Here is a 19,049-nt window from a genome sequence, read left to right as displayed (position 1 = left end):
CGAGGCTCCCCGCCTCCCCGGTAGGGAAGGCTGAAATGAGTACCGAACAAGCCCCATCATCGACGCGCTGGCTGCTCTGGCTGGTGGCGATCGGTTTCTTCATGGAAACGCTCGACGCCACCATCGTCAACACGGCGCTGCCGTCGATGGCGCACAGCCTCGGCGAAAATCCGCTGCGGATGCAGTCGGTCGCCATTGCCTACATCCTCACCGTGGCCATCCTGCTGCCCGCCAGCGGCTGGCTGGCAGACCGCTTCGGCGTGCGCCGCATCTTCCTTTGCGCCATCGCGCTGTTCACCACCGGCTCGCTCGCCTGCGCGCTGGCTCCCAACCTGAGCACGCTGGTGTTCGCACGGATCCTGCAAGGTGCCGGCGGCGCGATGATGGTGCCGGTCGGCCGGCTGACGGTGTTCAAGGCGGTGCCGCGCAAGGACTTCATGGCGGCGATGAACTTCGTCACCCTGCCCGGCCTGATCGGCCCGCTTGTGGGGCCGACGCTTGGCGGCTTTCTGGTCGAATACGTCTCCTGGCACTGGATTTTCCTGATCAATCTACCGATCGGGCTGCTGGGCATGCTGGCCACCTGGAAGCTGATGCCCAACTTCGCGCTCGAACGCGTGCCTCGCTTCGACTTCGGTGGATTCATCCTGATTGCCACCTCGATGGCGATGCTGACGTTGGCGCTCGAAGGCGCGGGTGAACTGCACCTGACCATGACCACGGTCGTACCGATGCTTGCCTTCGGTTTTTGCGCGCTGATGCTGTACTGGCAGCACGCCAATCGCGCCGAAGCACCACTGTTCAATCCGCGCCTGCTCAAGGTTCCCAGCTTTGCCATGGGCGCTGCGGGCAGCTTCTTCGGACGCATCGGCACCGGCGCCCTCCCGCTGCTGACGCCGCTCTTCCTGCAAATGGGCCTCGGCTTCAGTCCGATGCACGCAGGGATGATGTCGATTCCCACCGTGATCGGTTCAATGTCGATGAAGCGTGTCGTCGTCGGTACAGTGCAGCATTTCGGCTACCGGCGGGTGCTGAGCTGGACCACCGTCCTGCTTGGCCTGACCGTTGTCGGCATCGGACTGTGCGGTCTTGCCGGCTATTACCCGTTGATGATCCCACTCATGGTGCTGCAAGGCGGCCTCAACGCGACCCGGTTCTCGGCGATGAACACCTACATGCTCAAGGATCTCGACAACAGCCTTGCCGGCAGCGGCAACAGCATGATGTCGATGATCATGCAACTGACGATGAGTCTGGGGGCTGCGCTGGTCGGGCTGTTGCTGGTGGCCTTCGGTGGCCACTTTGCCACCGAAGCGCATGAGCTGCATACGATGTTCCTTGCCACCTATCTGTGCGTGGGCGCGGCGCTGATCGCACCAGCACTGCTGTTTGTCCGCATCGACGACCGCCCGGCGCCGGTAGTGGACGACCTGCCCGACACCGGCAACGCCAGAGTGCAAAGTGCAAGCAATACCCATTGAGCAGCCAAGGACTACGCGCTTGAAATGGCCCGCAGCCGCTCCATCTAGCATGCATACAGAACTTCTGCCTGCGAGGAGAACCCATGCGATTCGACAAACTCACCACCAAATTCCAGGCCGCCTTTGCCGATGCCCAAAGTCTGGCGCTCGGCCATGACGCCGGCTTCATCGAACCGGTCCACCTGTTTGCTGCACTGCTGAACGACAGCGACTCTGGTACGGCTGCGCTGCTGTCGCGCGCCGGCGTCAACGTGCCGCCACTGAAAGCCGCTGTGAACACCGCGCTCGAACGCCAGGCCAAGGTCGAAGGCAACGGCGGCGAGATCAATGTCTCGCGCGATCTGGCCAACCTGCTGAACCTGACCGACAAGGCCGCGATCAAGCGTGGCGACGCTTTCATCTCGAGCGAGCTGTTCCTGCTCGCACTGTGCGACGACAAGGGCGAAGCCGGCCGGCTACTCAAGCAGCACGGTGGCAACAAGACGGCGATCGAAGCCGCGATTGACGCCGTACGCGGCGGCGCAAACGTCAACGACGCCAATGCCGAGGAACAACGCGAAGCGCTGTCCAAGTACACGATCGACCTGACCGAGCGCGCCCGCGCCGGCAAGCTCGACCCGGTGATCGGCCGCGACGACGAAATCCGCCGCGCGATCCAGGTGCTGCAACGCCGCACCAAGAACAACCCGGTGCTGATCGGCGAACCCGGCGTCGGCAAGACCGCGATCGTCGAAGGCTTGGCGCAGCGCATCGTCAACGGCGAAGTGCCCGAGTCGCTGAAGCACAAGCGGCTGCTGGTACTCGATCTGGCCGCCCTGCTCGCCGGCGCCAAGTATCGCGGCGAGTTCGAGGAACGGCTCAAGGCCGTGCTGAACGACATCGCCAAGGATGAAGGCAACACCATCATCTTCATCGACGAGATCCACACCATGGTTGGCGCCGGCAAGGCCGAAGGCGCCATGGACGCCGGCAACATGCTCAAGCCGGCGCTGTCGCGCGGCGAGCTGCACTGCCTTGGCGCGACCACGCTCGACGAGTACCGCAAGTACATCGAGAAGGACGCCGCGCTCGAACGCCGCTTCCAGAAGGTGCTGGTCGACGAGCCGAGCGTCGAGGCGACGATCGCCATCCTGCGCGGGCTGCAGGAGAAGTACGAGATCCACCACGGTGTCGACATCACCGACCCGGCCATCGTTGCCGCGGCCGAACTTTCGCACCGCTACATCACCGACCGCTTCCTGCCCGACAAGGCAATCGACCTGATCGACGAGGCCGCGGCCAAGATCAAGATGGAAATCGACTCCAAGCCGGAATCGATGGACAAGCTCGAGCGCCGGATCATCCAGCTCAAGATCGAGCGCGAAGCGGTCAAGCGCGAGAAGGACGAAGCATCGCAGCGCCGTCTGGGCCTGATCGAGGAAGAGATCGGCACGCTGGAAAAAGAGTATTCGGATCTCGAGGAAATCTGGAAGGCCGAGAAGGCCGCCGTGCTCGGTTCGCAGTCGATCAAGGAAGAGATCGAGCAGGTGCGCAACGCGATGGACGCAGCGCAGCGCCGGGGAGAATGGGACAAGGCGAGCGAGCTGCAGTACGGCAAGCTGCCCGAGCTGGAAGCCAAGCTCAAGGCCGCCGAAGCCGCCGAAGGTCAGGACAAGCCGACCCGGCTGCTGCGTACGCAAGTCGGTGCAGAGGAAATCGCCGAGGTCGTATCGCGCGCCACCGGGATTCCGGTCAGCAAGATGATGTCGGGCGAGCGCGAGAAGCTCTTGAACATGGAGGACGCACTGCACAAGCGCGTCGTCGGTCAGGACGAGGCGATCACCGTCGTGTCGGACGCGATCCGCCGGTCGCGCTCGGGGCTGGCCGATCCGAACCGCCCGTACGGTTCCTTCCTGTTCCTCGGGCCGACCGGCGTCGGCAAGACCGAACTGACCAAGGCGCTGGCCGAGTTCCTGTTCGATACCGACGAGCACATCATCCGGCTCGACATGTCCGAGTTCATGGAGAAGCACAGCGTCGCGCGGCTGATCGGCGCGCCGCCGGGCTATGTCGGCTATGACGAAGGCGGCTATCTGACCGAGGCGGTACGGCGCAAACCGTACAGCGTGATCCTGCTCGACGAGGTCGAGAAGGCGCATCCGGACGTATTCAACGTGCTCTTGCAGGTACTCGACGACGGTCGCCTGACCGATGGCCAGGGCCGCACGGTCGACTTCAAGAACACGGTGATCGTGATGACGTCGAACCTCGGCAGCCAGCAGATCCAGATGATGGCCGGCGAGGATTACCAGCTGACCAAAATCGCCGTGCTCGCCGAAGTGAAGGCGCATTTCCGTCCGGAGTTCGTCAACCGGATCGACGAGATCGTCGTCTTCCACGCGCTGGCGGCCGAGCAGATCAAGGGCATTGCCGCGATCCAGCTCAAACGCCTCGAAGGCCGGCTGGCCGCGCTGGAGATCGGTCTGGAAGTCAGCGATGCGGCACTGGCGCAGATTTCCGAGGCCGGTTTCGATCCGGTCTACGGCGCACGGCCTCTGAAACGGGCGATCCAGAGCGAGATCGAAAACCCGCTGGCCAAGCGCATTCTGGCCGGCGAGTTCGGTGCCAAGGACGTGGTCCATGTCGACGCGGTCGACGGCAGGGTCGTATTCCAGCGCTGATCCTGCGTGCCTTCACCGACACACCCCGCTTCGGCGGGGTGTTTTTTTTCCGGCGACAGCAGGCACAATTTCCGCTTGAATCGATGCGAATGCCCCCGATGTCTGAGGGAAGACCCCGCACCCGACCGGAGACCTCATGCCCCAAGCCAGCGCCAACGGACTACAGATCGAATACGAACAATTCGGTGACGCCAGCGACCCGGCGGTGATGCTGATCATGGGTCTGGGCATGCAGTTGATCGGCTGGCCGGACGAATTCTGCCAGTCGCTGGCCGGTACCGGCTTTCGTGTCATCCGCTTCGACAACCGCGACATCGGCCTGTCGAGCTATCTGGATGATCTGGGCGCACCCAGCCTGCCGTGGAACCTGCTCAAACGACGCATGGGACTGGCGATCAGGGCACCCTACTCGCTTGACGACATGGCCACCGACACGCTGGCGCTGATGGATGCGCTCGGCATCGATGCGGCCCATGTCGCCGGCGTATCGATGGGCGGCATGATTGCCCAGCTTGTCGCCGCACGGGCACCGCAGCGCGTACTGAGCCTGACCAGCATCATGAGCACCAGCGGAGCCGGCGGCCTGCCCGGGCCGACCCGCGCGGCGCTGGCGGCGCTGGTTCGCCGGCCGCCGCGCAATGCCTACGCGCCGGACCATCGCGACACGCTGATCGACTGGATGATGCGCAATTTTGCGGTGATCCAGAGCCCCGGTTTTCCCACGCCGGCCGAAGTGCAGCGGGCACGGCTGCAACGCAGCCTCTCGCGGGCCATCCACCCGTCCGGCGTGCTGCGCCAGTTGTTCGCCGTCGCCGCCGCGCCTGACCGCAGCCCGCTGCTGGCATCCATCGAAGTACCCAGCCTGATCATTCACGGCAGCCACGATCCGCTGATCCGGCCGGCCTGCGGCCGCGATTGCGCTGCCAAGATCCCGAGCGCACGGCTGGTCGAAATCGACGGCATGGGTCACGACATGGCACCGGGCGTTTGCGCACGACTGCTCGAACTCCTGCCACCCCATTTTCACGCGGCCACGGTCGAGCTCGCGACAGCCTGAGCTGCGGGTACGTCCCGCAGCGCCGTCAGAGCGACTTTTCGAACTGCTGCAGCATCGCGTGCAGCTCGCTCGCGACGTCGGACAGCGTCTCGGCGGCACCGCTCATGCCGGCAATCGCGACGCCGTTCTCCTCGGTCAGCGTGCTGATCCGCTCCATTCTGGCCGCCACTTCGCCGGCCGCCTGCGACTGCTGACGCAGCATGCCGTCGACCTCGTGCGCGGCACGTTCGACGCCGCTGCTCGCTTCGCATATCTGCTGCAGCGTCCGTTCGCAATCGTCGATCATCGCCGTACCGTGATGAACCGCATCGACGGCCTGCGCCATGCTCGCCAGTGCCAGTCCGGAGCGTTCGGCCATCGTTGCTATCGTCGCGCTGATGTCGCCGGTGCTCCGGCTGGTCCGCTCGGCCAGCTTGCGTACCTCGTCGGCGACGACGGCAAAGCCACGCCCCTGCTCGCCGGCGCGCGCCGCCTCGATCGCCGCATTCAGCGCGAGCAGATTGGTCTGGTCGGCGATCTCGCGAATCGTCTGCGTCACGATATCGATGCTGTGGACGGCATCGGACAGCGCTTCGAGCGTGGCGCGCGCTTCGCCGACCACGCCGACCACCTGCTGCGTCGCCCCCTGCGCGGCGCGCATCTCGATGCTGCCGCGCCGGGCCAGTTCGCCTGCATGATCGGCATGCGCGGCGCTTTGCCGCGTCGAATCGTGGATTTCGTCGACCGACACGGTCAGCTGTTCGAGTGCAGCGGCCACGCCGGTCACGCCATCGGACTGGCTGCGCGCCCGTTCGGTCATCGCCACCGATGAGGCCGCGACGGCGCCAGCGCGTGTGCCCACGGTATCCGCAGCCGAAACGACGTCGGCGATCACCGCGCGCAAATTGATGCGCATGCCTTCGATCTGCAACAGCAGACGCGCGCATTCGCTCGGTGCCCGGGTCTGGGTGTCGAAACGGAAATTGCCTTCGGCCAGCTGTGCGACCGCTTCGCTCGCGGCATTCAGCGGCGCCAGCCAGCTCGACCGCATCCAGGCCCAACCGGCAAGCGCAACACCGGTTGCGGCGAGCAGACAGTAGAGCGGCTGGACCCACAGCGCAGCACAGGACAGCGCAAGCAGCGTCGCGAACACCAGCGCAAGGCGCCATTGCAGCGCGAGCGTGCTCGGCCAGCGCGTTTCGGCCAGGGTCGCTCGCCCTTCGTTCACGGCTGCGTACTGACGCTCGGCTTCGCGAATCTGCGCAGAACTGGGCGTATTGCGCACCGACATGTAGCCGGTCTTTCTGCCGCCGTTCAGCAAGGGAGTCACGAAGGCTTCGACCCAGTAATGGTCGCCGTTCTTGGCTCGGTTCTTGACGATGCCCCGCCACGGCAGGTCGGCTTTCAGCGTGCGCCACATGTCGGCAAACGCCGCTGCGGGCATCTCCGGATGGCGGACGAGATTGTGCGGACTGCCCAGCAGCTCGTCGCGATCGAAGCCGCTGATGTCAGTAAAGGCGGGATTGGCGTAGACGATCTGCCCCTTCAGATCGGTTTTGCTGACGAGGGGGCGGCGTGGATCGACCTTGATCTCGTTTCCACTGACCGGTTCGTTGCGGCGCATCTCAATACCCCTAATTTTTTTATGGTTATCTTGATGACGCGCATATTACATCAAATATTACCGAACCCTTATAGGTGAAGTCGTCAGCCAATGCATCCGCTTGCCCGACCGGTTTGCGTACTACTACTCAGGGCAGGGCCGCAGCCGAAATCAGTGATCGGGTGTAAGGATGTGCCGGCTCGGCAAACACGGCGTCCACCGTCCCCTGCTCGACCACTTCGCCCGACTTCAGGACCATGACGCGATGCGCCAGCGCGCGCACGACCGCCAGATCATGGGTGATCAACAGGTAGCCGATGCCACGGCGGCGCTGCAACTCGGCCAGCAAACCCAGCACCTGCACCGCCACGTGTGCATCCAGCGCCGATGTCGGCTCGTCGAGCACCAGGACATCGGGCGAGACGATCAGCGCCCGTGCGATGGCGACCCGTTGCCGCTGGCCACCGGAAAACGCATGCGGATAGCGATCGGCGACCTCGGCGCCGAGACCGACCTCGGCCAGCGCGGCAATCACCCGGCGTCGCCGCTCGACCGGATCGAGTTCGGGCTGGTGAACCCGCAAGCCCTCGCCGACGACGTCGCCGATCGTGAGCCGGGGTGACAGTGACGCAAACGGATCCTGCAGCACAACCTGCAAATGGCGACGCATCCGCCGCAGCGATGGGCCGGCAAGCCGCGAGAAGGCCACGGCGCCGCTGCCGGCATGGAAATCCACATCGCCCTTCGCCTCGCGCAAGAGCCGGAGCACCGCCAGGCCGAGCGTGGTTTTGCCCGAACCGGACGCACCGACGATGCCGAGTGTTTCGCCACGCGCCAGTTCGAAATCGGTCGGCTTCAGCGCATCGAAATGCTCCGCGGCGCGAAACCAGCCCCGCGAGCGCCGGTAGCGGCAATGCAAGCCACGCGCCTGCAGCAGGACGGCGCGGTCCTGCGGGAGCGGCGCCGCCAGCCGCGCACTGCGCGCCGCCAGCAAGGCACGCGTGTAGTCGTGCTTCGGCGCGCCGAACAGCGACGCGGTCTCGCCGGTCTCGACGATGCGGCCTTCGTGCATCACCGCGACCCGATCGGCGAAATCGCGCACCAGCGGCAAATCGTGCGAAATCAGCAGCAAGCCCATACCCGACTCGCGCGCCAGCGATTTGAGCAGGACGAGCACCTGAAGACGCAGATGCGCATCCAGCGCCGTCGTCGGCTCGTCGGCCACCAACAGTTTCGGCGACCCAGCCAATGCAATGGCAATCAGTACGCGCTGGCGCTGGCCACCCGAAAGCTGGTGCGGAAAACTCGCCAGCATCCGCTGCGCATCGTCGAGGCCGACCCGCTGCAGCAGGCTCGCCATTTCCGCCTGCGCGGCCTTGCCGGACAAACCGCGCTGCAGCACCAGCGCTTCAGCCAGCTGCGCGCCGACGCTCATCACCGGATTCAGTGCCGACAACGGCTCCTGGAACACCATGCCGATGCCGCCCCCCCGCAAGGCACACAACTGGCGTGCCGACATGCCCAGTACATCGTCGCCGGAGAAACGGATTGCGCCGCCGTAGCCGGCGTCGGGATCGAGCCGCATCAGTGCCCTGGCGGTCACGCTCTTGCCGGAGCCTGATCCGCCGACGATGGCCAGCGTTTCGCCTGCCGCAACGGAGAAACTGATGGCGTCGACCGCCGGCGCGGCGGAATCGGGATAACGCACGCTGAGCGCATGCACATCAAGAAGCGGGGGCTGGGTTTGCGGCATCATGGAACCATCTTATGTTACAAATCAGCATCGCCCCAGCACCGTGCCGTGCCCTGCATCACACCTGAAACGCAGTGGCCGGCCGCCGGGGAACTTTCATGCCGCCCGCTTTTCTGGTTTCCGATGGGACAACTCAATTACTGGCTGCTGCTCGGCAGCTTTCTGCTTTTGCTCGCCACCTTGTCGAGCACGATTACCGCCCGCCTCGGCCTTCCGCTGCTGCTCGTGTTTCTCGGCGTCGGCATGCTCGCCGGCGACAGCGGCCCGGGGCAGATCCAGTTCAGCAACTATCCGCTGGCGTTCGGCGTCGGCAACGTCGCGCTGGCCGTGATTCTGCTTGCCGGTGGCCTGCAGACGCGGATCGACAGCTTCCGTGTTGCGCTCAAACCGGCGCTGTCGCTGGCCACCGTCGGCGTCGTCGTATCGGCCGGGCTGGCAGGGGCGTTCGCCGCCTGGCTGCTGGGACTGCCGTGGCTGCACGCGATGCTGCTCGGCGCCATTGTCGGCTCGACCGATGCCGCGGCGGTCTTTGCGCAGCTGCGCTATGGCGGCGTCCGCCTGAACGAGCGCGTCGGCGCAACGCTGGAAATCGAATCCGGTGCCAACGATCCGATGGCGATTTTCCTCGTCATCACCCTGTTGAGCATCATGACCGGCGAGAGCCAGCCGGATACGCTCAGCATGCTGGGCGAGTTCATGCGCCAGTTCGGATTCGGCGCGGTCGGCGGGCTCGCCGGCGGCTGGCTGCTTTCGCGTGCAGCAGCACGCTTCACGCTCGCCGAAAGCCTGTATCCATTGCTGGTTCTCGGTGGTGGCCTGATGATTTTCGCCGCGGTCAACAGCGCCGGTGGCAGCGGTTTTCTGGCGATCTATCTCGCCGGCCTCGTGATCGGCAATCGCCCACTGCCAGCCAGTGAAAGCGTACGCGGCATGATGGACGGCCTCGCCTGGCTGGCGCAGGCCGGCATGTTCCTGCTGCTCGGCCTGCTGGTCACGCCAAGCCGGCTGCTGCCCGAAATCGGCCCCAGCCTCGCGTTTGCCGCTTTCCTGATGTTCATTGCCAGGCCGATTGCCGTTGCGCTCTGTCTGGTACCGCTGAAATTCAACCGGCGCGAAATCATTTTTGTCAGCTGGGTCGGCCTGCGCGGCGCCGTACCGATCGTGCTGGCCACGTTCCCGATCATGGCCGGCGTCAGCGGTGCCGTGGCGCTGTTCGACATCGCCTTTGCCGTCGTTCTGGCCTCGCTGCTCGTCCAGGGCACGCTGGTGCCGTGGATGGCCAAACGCTGCAAGGTCGAAGTGCCCGACTATCCCGAACCGCTGGCGCGGCACGGCCTGCGCCAGCCGGGTCGGGCCGACTGGCAGATCGTCCAGTATCGCGTCGCCACCGATGCCCCCGGCGAGCACAGCATCGCCCATGCCGCCCCGCATCTGGAACACGGCCGCGCCAAACCACTGGCGGTACTGCGTGGCATCCGGCTGGCGCTGCCGCGCCAAGCCGAACGCCTGCGCGCCGGGGACCTGATCGTGCTGGCGTCGACCGAGGACGCACTCCCCGAACTGGGCCGCTGGTACGGCGAGGCCCAGAACCAGCGCATGGCGTACGAGCGGCGCTTCTTCGGCGATTTCGTTCTGGATGGCGACGCGCCGCTCGTGGCACTGGCCGAACTGTACGATTTCCCGATCACCGAAAGCGAATCCGGTTTCGATGTCGCCGCACTGATCCGCTCGCGCCTGCATCGCCCGGCCGTGGTCGGCGACCAGATTGCCTTCGGCAACGTGACGCTGATCGTGCGCGAACTCGAACGCGACCGGATCACCCGCGTCGGCCTGAAACTCGACCGTTAGTACGATGTGAACCAGTACACAGCGCCATCCGGTGCCAGCTTGCTAGACTGCGTTCATTACATTTGCATGGGACAGACCCGTGAAAAAACTGCTCATCACCGGACTGCTTGCCGCCTTGCCCCTCGCGGCGCCACTCTTTGCCCACGCGTCCGACGTCAACATCGGCATTTCGGTACCGGGCGTTTCGGTCTACATCGGCGACCGCGATGACCGCGGCTACTACTGGTACGACGGCCGCTACCGCGATCCGTCCTGGTGGAACGCCCACCCGCAGTATCACCCCAAGTACGGCTACCGCAACCCGCGTGGCTATTACTGGGATGGCGGGCGCTACCGGGACGAGAAGTGGTGGAAGAAAAACGGCAAGTACGACAGCAAGCACAAGCATCACGACCATGACGATGACCGCGGTTACCACTGTCCTCCGGGGCAGGCCAAGAAAGGCAACTGCTGAACACTGTCATGATGAAAAAACCGGCCTCCGGCCGGTTTTTTCATGCGTCCGCCCGGGGATCGAGTGCGGCGCGCAACGCCTCGCCGATGAAGACCAGCAAGAGCAGCATGCCGACCAGCACCGCAAAGGTCGGCAGCGAAATCCACCATGCATCGAGGTTGGCCTTGCCCTGTGCCAGCAGCTCGCCCAGCGACGGCGTCGACGCCGGCACGCCGAGGCCGAGGAAATCGAAGCTCGTCAGCGCCAGCACCGCGCCGGACATCCGGAACGGCAGGAAGGCAATCACCGCCGTCAGCGAATTGGGCAGCAAATGGCGCCAGATGATCTGCCAGTCCGACAAACCGAGCGCCCGCGCCGCCAGCACGTATTCGAGATTCCGGTTGCGCAGGAATTCGGCGCGCACATAGTCGGCCAGACCCATCCAGCCGAACACCGATAGCAGCACCAGCAGGATCAGCAGGCTCGGTTCGAACATCGACGCGAAGATCAACAGCAGGTACAGCTCCGGCATTGAACTCCAGACTTCGATCACGCGCTGGGCGACCAGGTCGATCTTGCCGGCGAAATAGCCCTGGATCGCTCCGGCGACGATGCCGAGTGCGCAACCGATCACGGTCAGCGCCAGACCGAACAACAAGGAGATCCGGAAGCCGTAGATCAGTCTCGCCAGTACATCGCGACCGCGGTCGTCGGTACCGAGCCAGTTGGCCCGCGATGGCGGCGCCGGGTTCGGGCTGGGTGCGAAGTAGTTGATCGTGTTGGCCGCATAACGGTTCGGCGCAAACAGTGCCCAGTTGCCGTCGCTGTTCAGGCGATCGCGGATGTAGGGGTCGAGATAATCGGTCGGCGTCGGAAAATCACCCCCGAACTCTGTTTCCGGGTAGGTCTGCACCATCGGGAAGTACCACGCATCGTGGTAACGCACGACCAGCGGCTTGTCGTTCGACAGCAGCTCGGCCCCCAGACTGAGGACGAACAGCACGCTCAAGGTGACGAGGCTGAAGTAACCCAGTTTCTGCATGCGAAAGCGTCGCCATGCCCGCCGCCATGGCGACAACGGCAAATCCGGTGCATCCGGCCCCGGCGACGGCAGCACGCCTTCGAGCGCGGGTTCGAGAATGGGTTTCATGCAACGACCCCTTCGAAGCGCAAGCGCGGGTCGACCAGCACGTAGCACAGATCGGACAGCAGCTTGGTCAGCAGCCCGATCAGCGAAAACAGATAAAGCGCCCCCATCACCACCGGATAATCGCGGCGGATCACCGATTCGTACGACAGCAGCCCGAGACCGTCGAGCGAAAACAGCGTTTCGATCAGCAGGCTGCCGGTGAAGAACGCGCCGACGAAGGCGGCCGGAAAACCGGTAACGATCGGAATCATCGCGTTGCGGAACACGTGGCCCCACAGGACCCGCCGCTCGGACAGCCCTTTCGCGCGCGCGGTCAGCACATACTGCTTGCGGATTTCCTCCAGCAGGCTGTTCTTGGTCAGCAGCGTCACCGATGCGAAGCTGCCAACGACCATCGCCGAAATCGGCAGCACCAGATGCCAGAGATAATCGGTGACCTTGCCCAGCAGCGACAGGCTTTCCCAACCGTCCGACGTCAGCCCGCGCAACGGAAAGAGCTGCCAGAAGCTACCGCCGCCGAACAGCACCAGCAGCAGCACGCCCAGAACGAAGCCGGGAATCGCGTACCCGGCCATGAGGATCAGCGTCGTCACCCAGTCGAAGCGGCTGCCGTAGCGCATCGCCTTCGCCACGCCCAGCGGCAGCGAGATGGCGTAAACGATGATGAAGCTCCACACACCGAGGCTGGCCGATACCGGCAGCTTGGACTTGATCAGCGTCCAGACGTCTTCGTGGTGAAAATAGCTCTGGCCCAGATCGAAATGCAGATACTGCTTGATCATCAGCCAGAAGCGCTCGGTCACCGGTTTGTCGAAGCCGTACAGTGCACGGATTTCGGCCAGCTGCTGCGGATCCAGCCCACGATGGCCGAGCCGCGCAGCTGCACCACCACCGCCACCGCCGCTGGCCTCGGCAACCGACGATGTCCCCTTCAGTTGCTGGATCAGCTCGTCGGCAGGCCCGCCGGGGACGAACTGGATCACGACAAAAGTCAGCAGCAGGATGCCGAACAGCGTCGGCAACATCAGCAGCAGGCGTTTGGCGAGATAGAGCGGCATCGGCGGGCATCCACGGGTTTGTCCCACCTTAGCACGGCTGGCGCCGTGCCGACGGCTGCAGCGATAATGGCGGCCCGACCGTTGCCGTGGACGCCCGATGCGCCTGCCTATCCTGCTTTCCTTACTGGGTCTGACCGCCTGCGCATCGGTGCCGCACGCCGACGAAGCACGCCAGGCCTGCGCCTTCGTCGTCGCGGCCAAAACCGGCGTCGAAGTCCGCGTCGAATCGGTGTACGCGCTGGCAGAGAATACGCTCGCCGTGACCACCTATCCGAAGCTCGCCGGCGCGCAGGCCGTGCAGTGCCGTTACGACACCGCAACACAGCAAGCTCGGATCGACTGAGAAACTTGCGCTTCGTCCGCTTGTTCACTAATTTCTTAATTAACAGAAATTACCGAACAAAAAGATCATGATACTCACGCCGGTCAAGCAGAAATTCATCCTCCACTGGGGCGAAATGGGGACGCGCTGGGGCGTCAACCGCACCATCTCGCAAATCCATGCCCTGCTCTTCATCGCCGATTCACCGCTCAACGCCGAGGATATCGCCGAAACGCTGGTAATCGCCCGCTCCAACGTCAGCAACAGCCTGAAAGAATTGCAGGGCTGGGGGCTGATCCGGGTTGTCCACGTACTGGGTGACCGGCGCGACCACTTCGACACCAGCAAGGACGTCTGGCAGCTGTTCCGCACCATCGTCGACGAACGCAAGCGCCGCGAGTTCGACCCGACGCTGACGGTGCTGCGCGAATGCGTGATGGAACAGGGCGAGGCCGACGACGAAGCCGCGCTGCAGCGCATGCAGGATGTGCTCGACTTCATGGAAACGCTGACCGCGTGGATGAAGGAGATGGAACGCCTGCCGCCCGAAACGCTGATGAAAATTCTGAAGATGGGCGCAAAAGTGCAGAAGTTGCTGGGCCGCGACGCCGACTGAAAAGTCGCAGCTCCGGTTTCCGTTCACGGTATCCATGAGGAGCAAACGACGTGAAGGCGCAACGCATTCTGCTGCTCGGTGCAGACGGTTTTCTTGGCCGGCATCTGAAAACCGCGCTGCTGGCCGCCGGCCACGACGTCGTCGATGGCGTGCATCGACCGACACGGTCCGACCAGATCGCCATCGACTTCGGCCGCGACCACAGCGTCGCGGATTGGCGGCCGAGGCTGGCCGGCATCGACTCCGTCATCAATTGCGTCGGGCTGTTCCGCGAAACGCCCACCGCCTCGTTCGACGCGATCCACGTCACCGCTCCCAGGACCCTCTATGCCGCATGCCGCGAAACCGGCGCCCGCCGTGTACTGCTGGTTTCGGCACTGGGCGCCGCAGCGGATGCCAACACCCGTTACTGGCAAAGCAAGGCGGAGGGTGAAGTCGCGCTGCGCGAATCCGGCATCGACTGGTGCATCGTTCGTCCCTCGCTCGTCTACGGCGACGACGGTGCGAGCACGCGGTTGTTCGCTACGCTGGCGCAACTGCCGCTGCTCGCCTTGCCGGCGCAGTGCGGCAACGTGCAGCCGATCCACGTCGACGACTTCGCCGCCGGTTGCGTGGCCCTGCTGATGCAGTATGAACAGGCGAACCGGGCATTCGACGCCACCGGGCCGACGTCGCTTCCGTTCGCCGATTACCTGCAGTTGCTGGGCAGAAAGCAGTGGCGGTTGCGCATTCCGCAAGCCCTCTGCCGCCTCATCGCGCGTATGGCCGAAGCGTTGCCCGGCGCCCTGCTGACGCGGGACAGCCTGACGATGCTTGCCACCGGCAACACCGCCGATGGCCACGAGTTTGCGGGGCTGCTCGCACGCCCCTTGCGCGAACCGGCCAGCTTCATCAGTCCGGCGCTGCGCCTGCGCGCAAGCGTCGGCGTTGCCCGGGGCTGGCTGCGCGGCGGACTGGCGTTCGTCTGGTTTGCCACCGCCGTGGTGTCGCTGTGGGTGTATCCGGCAGAGGCCAGCCACCGGCTGTTGGCGGCCTGCCATGTGCCGCCGCTGCTGTTCGAGCCGATGCGGATCGGTGCGGCCGGGCTGGATGCCCTGTTCGGCGTGCTGACGCTCTGCAAACCTAGTCGCAGGCTGTGGCAGGCGCAGCTGGCGCTGATTGCCTTTTACAGCGTCATCATCGCCCTTTGCCTGCCCGAGTTCCTGATCCACCCGTTCGGCCCGCTGACCAAGAACGCCGGTCTTCTGGCCGCCCTGCTTGCGCTACTGGCCACCGAGGAGAAGTGACATGGACTACCTGATCATCAAGACGCTGCACATCCTCTCGGCTACGCTGATGTTCGGTACCGGCTTCGGCACGGCGTTCTACATGTTCTTCTGCAACCGAAGCAGGAACGTCCAGGCCATTGCCGTCGTGACGCGCTGGGTTGCCAAAGCCGACTGGTGGTTTACGACACCGGCAGTCATTTTCCAGCCGCTGTCGGGCATGTGGCTGCTGAAGCAGGCGGGCTGGAGCGTAGGCTGGAACTGGGTCGGACTGACGCTGGTCCTGTATGCCATCGCCGGGCTGTGCTGGCTGCCGGTGGTGTGGCTGCAGCTGCGCATGAGCGACATGGCCCGGCTCGCCGCAGCGAACGGCGACGCTGCGCTGCCGTCCCGTTACTGGCGGTTCGAGCGCTGGTGGACCGTGCTGGGCTTTCCGGCCTTTGGCGGCCTGCTGGTGGTGTACTGGCTGATGGTGGCCAAACCGTTCTGAGCCTGGCCGGATGGCTGCCGGCACGTTCGTGCCGGCGCCTCGGTGCGGATCAGAGCACCATCACCGCCACCCAGCCGAAGGCCAGCAACGGCAGATTGTAGTGCAGGAAGGTCGGCACCACGGTATCCCACATATGGTCGTGCTGGCCGTCGACGTTGAGACCCGACGTCGGCCCCAGCGTCGAATCGGCCGCCGGGCTGCCCGCATCGCCGAGTGCACCGGCAGTACCGATCATCGCCACGATCGCCGTGGCCGAGAACCCCAGGTGAATGCACAGCGGCACGTAGATCGTGGCGATGATCGGCACGGTCGAAAACGACGAGCCGATGCCCAGGGTCACGATCAGGCCGACCAGCAGCATCAGGAAGGCTGCGAGCGGCTTGTTCTCGCCAATCAACACCATCGACCCCTTGACCAGCGTGTCGACATGGCCGGTGGCCTGCAGCACCGCGGCAAAGCCGTTGGCGGCAATCATGATCAGGCCGATACCGGCCATCATCTTCATGCCTTCCTGGAACAGGCTGTCTGACTGCTTGAACGACACCGCGCCGCCAAGCACGCAGACGATGAAGCCGGCCAGCGCACCGAGGATCATCGAGTCGGCCGCAAGCTGGACCGCAAACGTCGCGACCATCGCAACCACGGCAACGATTAGCGACCGTTTCGTATAACGCCCGCCTTCGCGCTCGACCGTCGCCAGTTCATCCAGATCGTAATCGCGCGGCTTGCGGTAACTGAAGAACACCGCAATCAGCAGGCCGAACAGCATGCCGATCGCCGGAATCAGCATTGCGTGCATCACGTCGACGTGACTGGCGTCGAGACCGGCCTTGGCGATGTTGCCCAGCAGGATCTGGTTCAGGAAGATGTGGCCGAATCCGACCGGCCAGAACATGTACGGCGTGACCAGACCGAAGGTGATCACGCAGGCGATCAGCCGGCGGTCGACCCTGAACTGGCCGAGCGTATACAGCAGCGGCGGCACGACCAGCGGAATGAAGGCGATGTGGATCGGCAGGATGTTCTGCGAGGCGATCGCCAGCAGCAGCAGAGCACCGATGATGCCCCACTTGATTGCACTGCCGCGCGTGCCGCGCTCGGCCATGCGCGCCAGCCCGTCGGCCATCGCGTGCGGCAGACCCGACTCGGCCAGCGCGAGCGCGAAGGCACCGAGCAGACCGTACGACAATGCCACGCTCGCGCCGTTGCCGAGGCCGGAACCGAACGCCGTCAGCGTGTCGGCGAGCGGCATGTGGGCAACCCAGCCGGCAGTCACGACGGCAAGCAGGATACTGACGACAACGTTCACCCTCGCCAGCGAGAGCAGCAACATCAGCATCACGGAAATCAGGACGGCGTTCATGGCGTTTTTCTGGTGTGGGTTCGGACAAACCGGCGGACTCTACCGGCGAAACGGCAGGCCTGCATCGGCAATAACGCGTACAGGCCGGCACCGGACGGGCTTTCGGGCAAACTACCGGCGACCGGCGGTCGCCCACCACGTCTGGATCGCCCACTCCTCGGCGCCATAGTATTTCGGCAAAGTGGCCGGCCAGGCGTAGCCGGCGCGGAACGCAACCCGGTGCACGCGGTTGTGCCAGTTCGGCACCAGGTAGTAACCGGCACGCAGCACCCGGTCGAGTGCGCGACCGGCGTCGACCAGTGCAGCCCGGTCGGGTGCCTGAACGACGGCATCGATCAGCGCATCGACGGCCGGGTCGCTGATGCCCATTGCATTGTTCGAGCCGGGTTCGTTGGCCGAGCGCGAACCGAAGTTACCGTAAAGCTCGTTGCCCGGGCTTTGACTTGCGCCAAACGTCACGACGGTCATGTCGTAATCGAAGGCGTCGAGGCGCTTCTGCGCCAGCGCCAGATCGAGCACGCGGTAGTTGAGCGTGATACCCAGTTTCTGCAGGTTGCGCGCATACGGCGCGACCAGACGCTCGAACGCCTTCTGGTACAGCAGCATGTCGATGACGAAGGGCTCGCCCTTTTTGTTGCGCAACGCGCCGTCACGGTAGGTCCAACCGGCGTCTTCGAGCAGTTGGCGCGCCCGAAGCAGGTTCTTGCGCAGGCTGTCGGGCGGCGTGGTCGTCGGCGGCATCGTTGCGGTAACGAACACCGACGGATCGATCCTGCCGCGCAGCGGTTCGAGGTAGTGCAGCTCGCCTGGCCCGGGCTTGCCCTTCGCTTCGATCTCGCTGTTGGAGAAATAGCTGGGCGAGCGCGTGTACTGGTCGTAGAACAGCTGGCGGTTCATCCACTCGAAGTCCATCGCCAGCACCAGCGCCCGGCGCACGCGCACGTCAGTGTAGCTCGGCCGGCGCGCGTTGATCGCATAGCCCTGCATGCCGGCGCTGTTCTCGTGCGCAAAGGTCTGCTTGACGATGCGGCCGTCACGGAAGGCCGGCCCGGTATAGCCGCGCACCCACTGGCGCGCGACGTTCTCGAAAGTGAAGTCGAACTCGCCGGCCTTGAACGCTTCGAGCCGCGCCGTATCATCCTGATAGTACCGGTAGCTGATCCGGTCGAAGTTGAACGTACCGAGCCGTACCGGCAGTTTCCAGCCCCAGTAGTCGGCGCGGCGCTTGTAGACGACGCGCTTGCCCAGATCGACCGATTCAATCGCGTACGGGCCACTGCCGATCGGCGTCTGCTGCACCCACTCGTCGAACGGTTTGCCGCCGCCCCACTCCTTCGCAAACACCGGCAACTGGCCGATGGTCAGCGGCAGCTCGCGGTTGCGCTGTTTGAAGCGAAAACGCACGGTTTCCGCATCCAGCACATCGACGCCGGCAACGTCGCCCCAGTACTGACGGAACATCGGGCTGGCGCGCTTGCTTGTCAGCGTTTCGAACGAAAAGCGCACATCGTCGGCACCGACCTTCCGGCCGTTACTGAACCGCGCCTTCGGATTCAGATGGAATGTCACCGACAGGCCGTCCGGCGCGATGCGGATATCGTCGGCCAGCAGCCCGTAGGCCGACAGCGGTTCGTCCTGGCTCTGCATCGTCAGACTCTCGAACACCAGCCCGTCGCCAAGCCCGCCCAGCCCCGCCACCGAGCGCCCCTTGAGCGTGAACGGGTTCAGCTTGTCGAAATCGCCCATCGCCGCCAGCCGCAACTCGCCCCCCGTCGGCGCCTTCGGATTCACGTAATCGAAATGGGTGAATCCGGTCTGGTACTTCGGCGCATAGCCGAGCGCGACAGCGTAGTCGGCACGCGCGAACGGGAGGACGAGCAGCATCAACAAGGCAGCGGCAAGGCGCATGGAGGGTCGCTTCGGGCTAAGGTCTTGAGCAATCTTAGCAGCCGCCGCAGCCCTCCCCCGCGC

General features: G+C 64.6%; 15 protein-coding genes. 9 read left to right on the top strand and 6 right to left on the bottom strand.

Features of this window, described 5'->3' with window-relative positions; genetic code table 11:
* The first annotated feature begins 35 nt into the window (after nt 1-35).
* The 3 genes from mdtD (at nt 36) to JMJ54_RS06080 (ending at nt 5,198) form a co-directional block, all read left to right on the top strand.
* A complete protein-coding gene (gene mdtD / locus JMJ54_RS06090) occupies nt 36-1,481 on the top strand; it encodes a multidrug transporter subunit MdtD (RefSeq protein WP_203537060.1) in 1,446 nt (481 codons plus the stop codon).
* Between the two features lie 83 nt (nt 1,482-1,564).
* The gene (gene clpB, locus JMJ54_RS06085; RefSeq protein WP_203537059.1) at nt 1,565-4,141 is read left to right on the top strand and encodes an ATP-dependent chaperone ClpB; all 2,577 of its coding nucleotides are present in this window, start codon (nt 1,565-1,567) and stop codon (nt 4,139-4,141) included.
* 136 nt (nt 4,142-4,277) lie between these two features.
* Nucleotides 4,278-5,198 carry an alpha/beta fold hydrolase gene (locus tag JMJ54_RS06080; RefSeq protein ID WP_203537058.1) on the top strand — a complete coding sequence of 307 codons (921 nt, stop codon included), beginning with the start codon at nt 4,278-4,280 and terminating at the stop codon, nt 5,196-5,198.
* Nucleotides 5,199-5,223: 25 nt separating this feature from the next.
* On the opposite strand, the gene JMJ54_RS06075 is transcribed toward JMJ54_RS06080, so the two are convergent.
* Together JMJ54_RS06075 and JMJ54_RS06070 are read right to left on the bottom strand one after the other, a co-directional pair.
* Nucleotides 5,224-6,801 carry a methyl-accepting chemotaxis protein gene (locus JMJ54_RS06075; RefSeq protein ID WP_203537057.1) on the bottom strand — a complete coding sequence of 526 codons (1,578 nt, stop codon included), beginning with the start codon at nt 6,799-6,801 and terminating at the stop codon, nt 5,224-5,226.
* 127 nt (nt 6,802-6,928) lie between these two features.
* A complete protein-coding gene (locus JMJ54_RS06070; RefSeq protein ID WP_238999922.1) occupies nt 6,929-8,536 on the bottom strand; it encodes an ABC transporter ATP-binding protein in 1,608 nt (535 codons plus the stop codon).
* A gap of 120 nt (nt 8,537-8,656) precedes the next feature.
* Here JMJ54_RS06070 and JMJ54_RS06065 point away from each other — a divergent pair, with 120 nt between their 5' ends.
* On the top strand, nt 8,657-10,381 hold the full coding sequence (locus JMJ54_RS06065) for a potassium/proton antiporter (protein WP_203537056.1): 1,725 nt from the start codon (nt 8,657-8,659) through the stop codon (nt 10,379-10,381).
* A gap of 79 nt (nt 10,382-10,460) precedes the next feature.
* Entirely contained in the window at nt 10,461-10,835 is a 375-nt protein-coding gene (locus JMJ54_RS06060) for a DUF2502 domain-containing protein (protein WP_203537055.1), read from the top strand.
* 40 nt (nt 10,836-10,875) lie between these two features.
* Here the strand turns inward: JMJ54_RS06060 and JMJ54_RS06055 are convergent, their stop codons facing one another.
* Both JMJ54_RS06055 and JMJ54_RS06050 read right to left on the bottom strand, forming a co-directional pair.
* A complete protein-coding gene (locus JMJ54_RS06055) occupies nt 10,876-11,898 on the bottom strand; it encodes an ABC transporter permease (protein WP_275411077.1) in 1,023 nt (340 codons plus the stop codon).
* A 62-nt stretch (nt 11,899-11,960) separates the two neighbouring features.
* Nucleotides 11,961-13,022, bottom strand: coding sequence for a microcin C ABC transporter permease YejB (locus tag JMJ54_RS06050; protein WP_203537053.1), 1,062 nt, complete (start codon nt 13,020-13,022; stop codon nt 11,961-11,963).
* Nucleotides 13,023-13,119: 97 nt separating this feature from the next.
* Here JMJ54_RS06050 and JMJ54_RS06045 point away from each other — a divergent pair, with 97 nt between their 5' ends.
* From JMJ54_RS06045 to JMJ54_RS06030, 4 genes are all read left to right on the top strand, one after another.
* On the top strand, nt 13,120-13,365 hold the full coding sequence (locus tag JMJ54_RS06045; protein ID WP_203537052.1) for a hypothetical protein: 246 nt from the start codon (nt 13,120-13,122) through the stop codon (nt 13,363-13,365).
* 67 nt (nt 13,366-13,432) lie between these two features.
* Nucleotides 13,433-13,960, top strand: coding sequence for a GbsR/MarR family transcriptional regulator (locus tag JMJ54_RS06040; protein ID WP_203537051.1), 528 nt, complete (start codon nt 13,433-13,435; stop codon nt 13,958-13,960).
* Between the two features lie 50 nt (nt 13,961-14,010).
* Nucleotides 14,011-15,246, top strand: a complete 1,236-nt coding sequence (locus JMJ54_RS06035; RefSeq protein ID WP_203537050.1) for an SDR family oxidoreductase — start codon at nt 14,011-14,013, stop codon at nt 15,244-15,246.
* A 1-nt stretch (nt 15,247) separates the two neighbouring features.
* The gene (locus JMJ54_RS06030; RefSeq protein ID WP_203537049.1) at nt 15,248-15,715 is read left to right on the top strand and encodes a DUF2269 family protein; all 468 of its coding nucleotides are present in this window, start codon (nt 15,248-15,250) and stop codon (nt 15,713-15,715) included.
* Nucleotides 15,716-15,764: 49 nt separating this feature from the next.
* Here the strand turns inward: JMJ54_RS06030 and JMJ54_RS06025 are convergent, their stop codons facing one another.
* Together JMJ54_RS06025 and JMJ54_RS06020 are read right to left on the bottom strand one after the other, a co-directional pair.
* Nucleotides 15,765-17,078, bottom strand: coding sequence for a Na+/H+ antiporter family protein (locus JMJ54_RS06025; protein ID WP_203537048.1), 1,314 nt, complete (start codon nt 17,076-17,078; stop codon nt 15,765-15,767).
* Nucleotides 17,079-17,189: 111 nt separating this feature from the next.
* Complete coding sequence (locus tag JMJ54_RS06020) at nt 17,190-18,986, bottom strand: extracellular solute-binding protein (protein WP_203537047.1); 1,797 nt, start codon at nt 18,984-18,986, stop codon at nt 17,190-17,192.
* Nucleotides 18,987-19,049 lie beyond the last annotated feature (63 nt).

Source organism: Jeongeupia naejangsanensis, assembly GCF_016865585.1.
In the GTDB taxonomy this organism is placed as follows: Bacteria; Pseudomonadota; Gammaproteobacteria; order Burkholderiales; family Chitinibacteraceae; genus Jeongeupia; species Jeongeupia naejangsanensis.
This window is presented reverse-complemented; position numbering and strand designations above follow the sequence as displayed.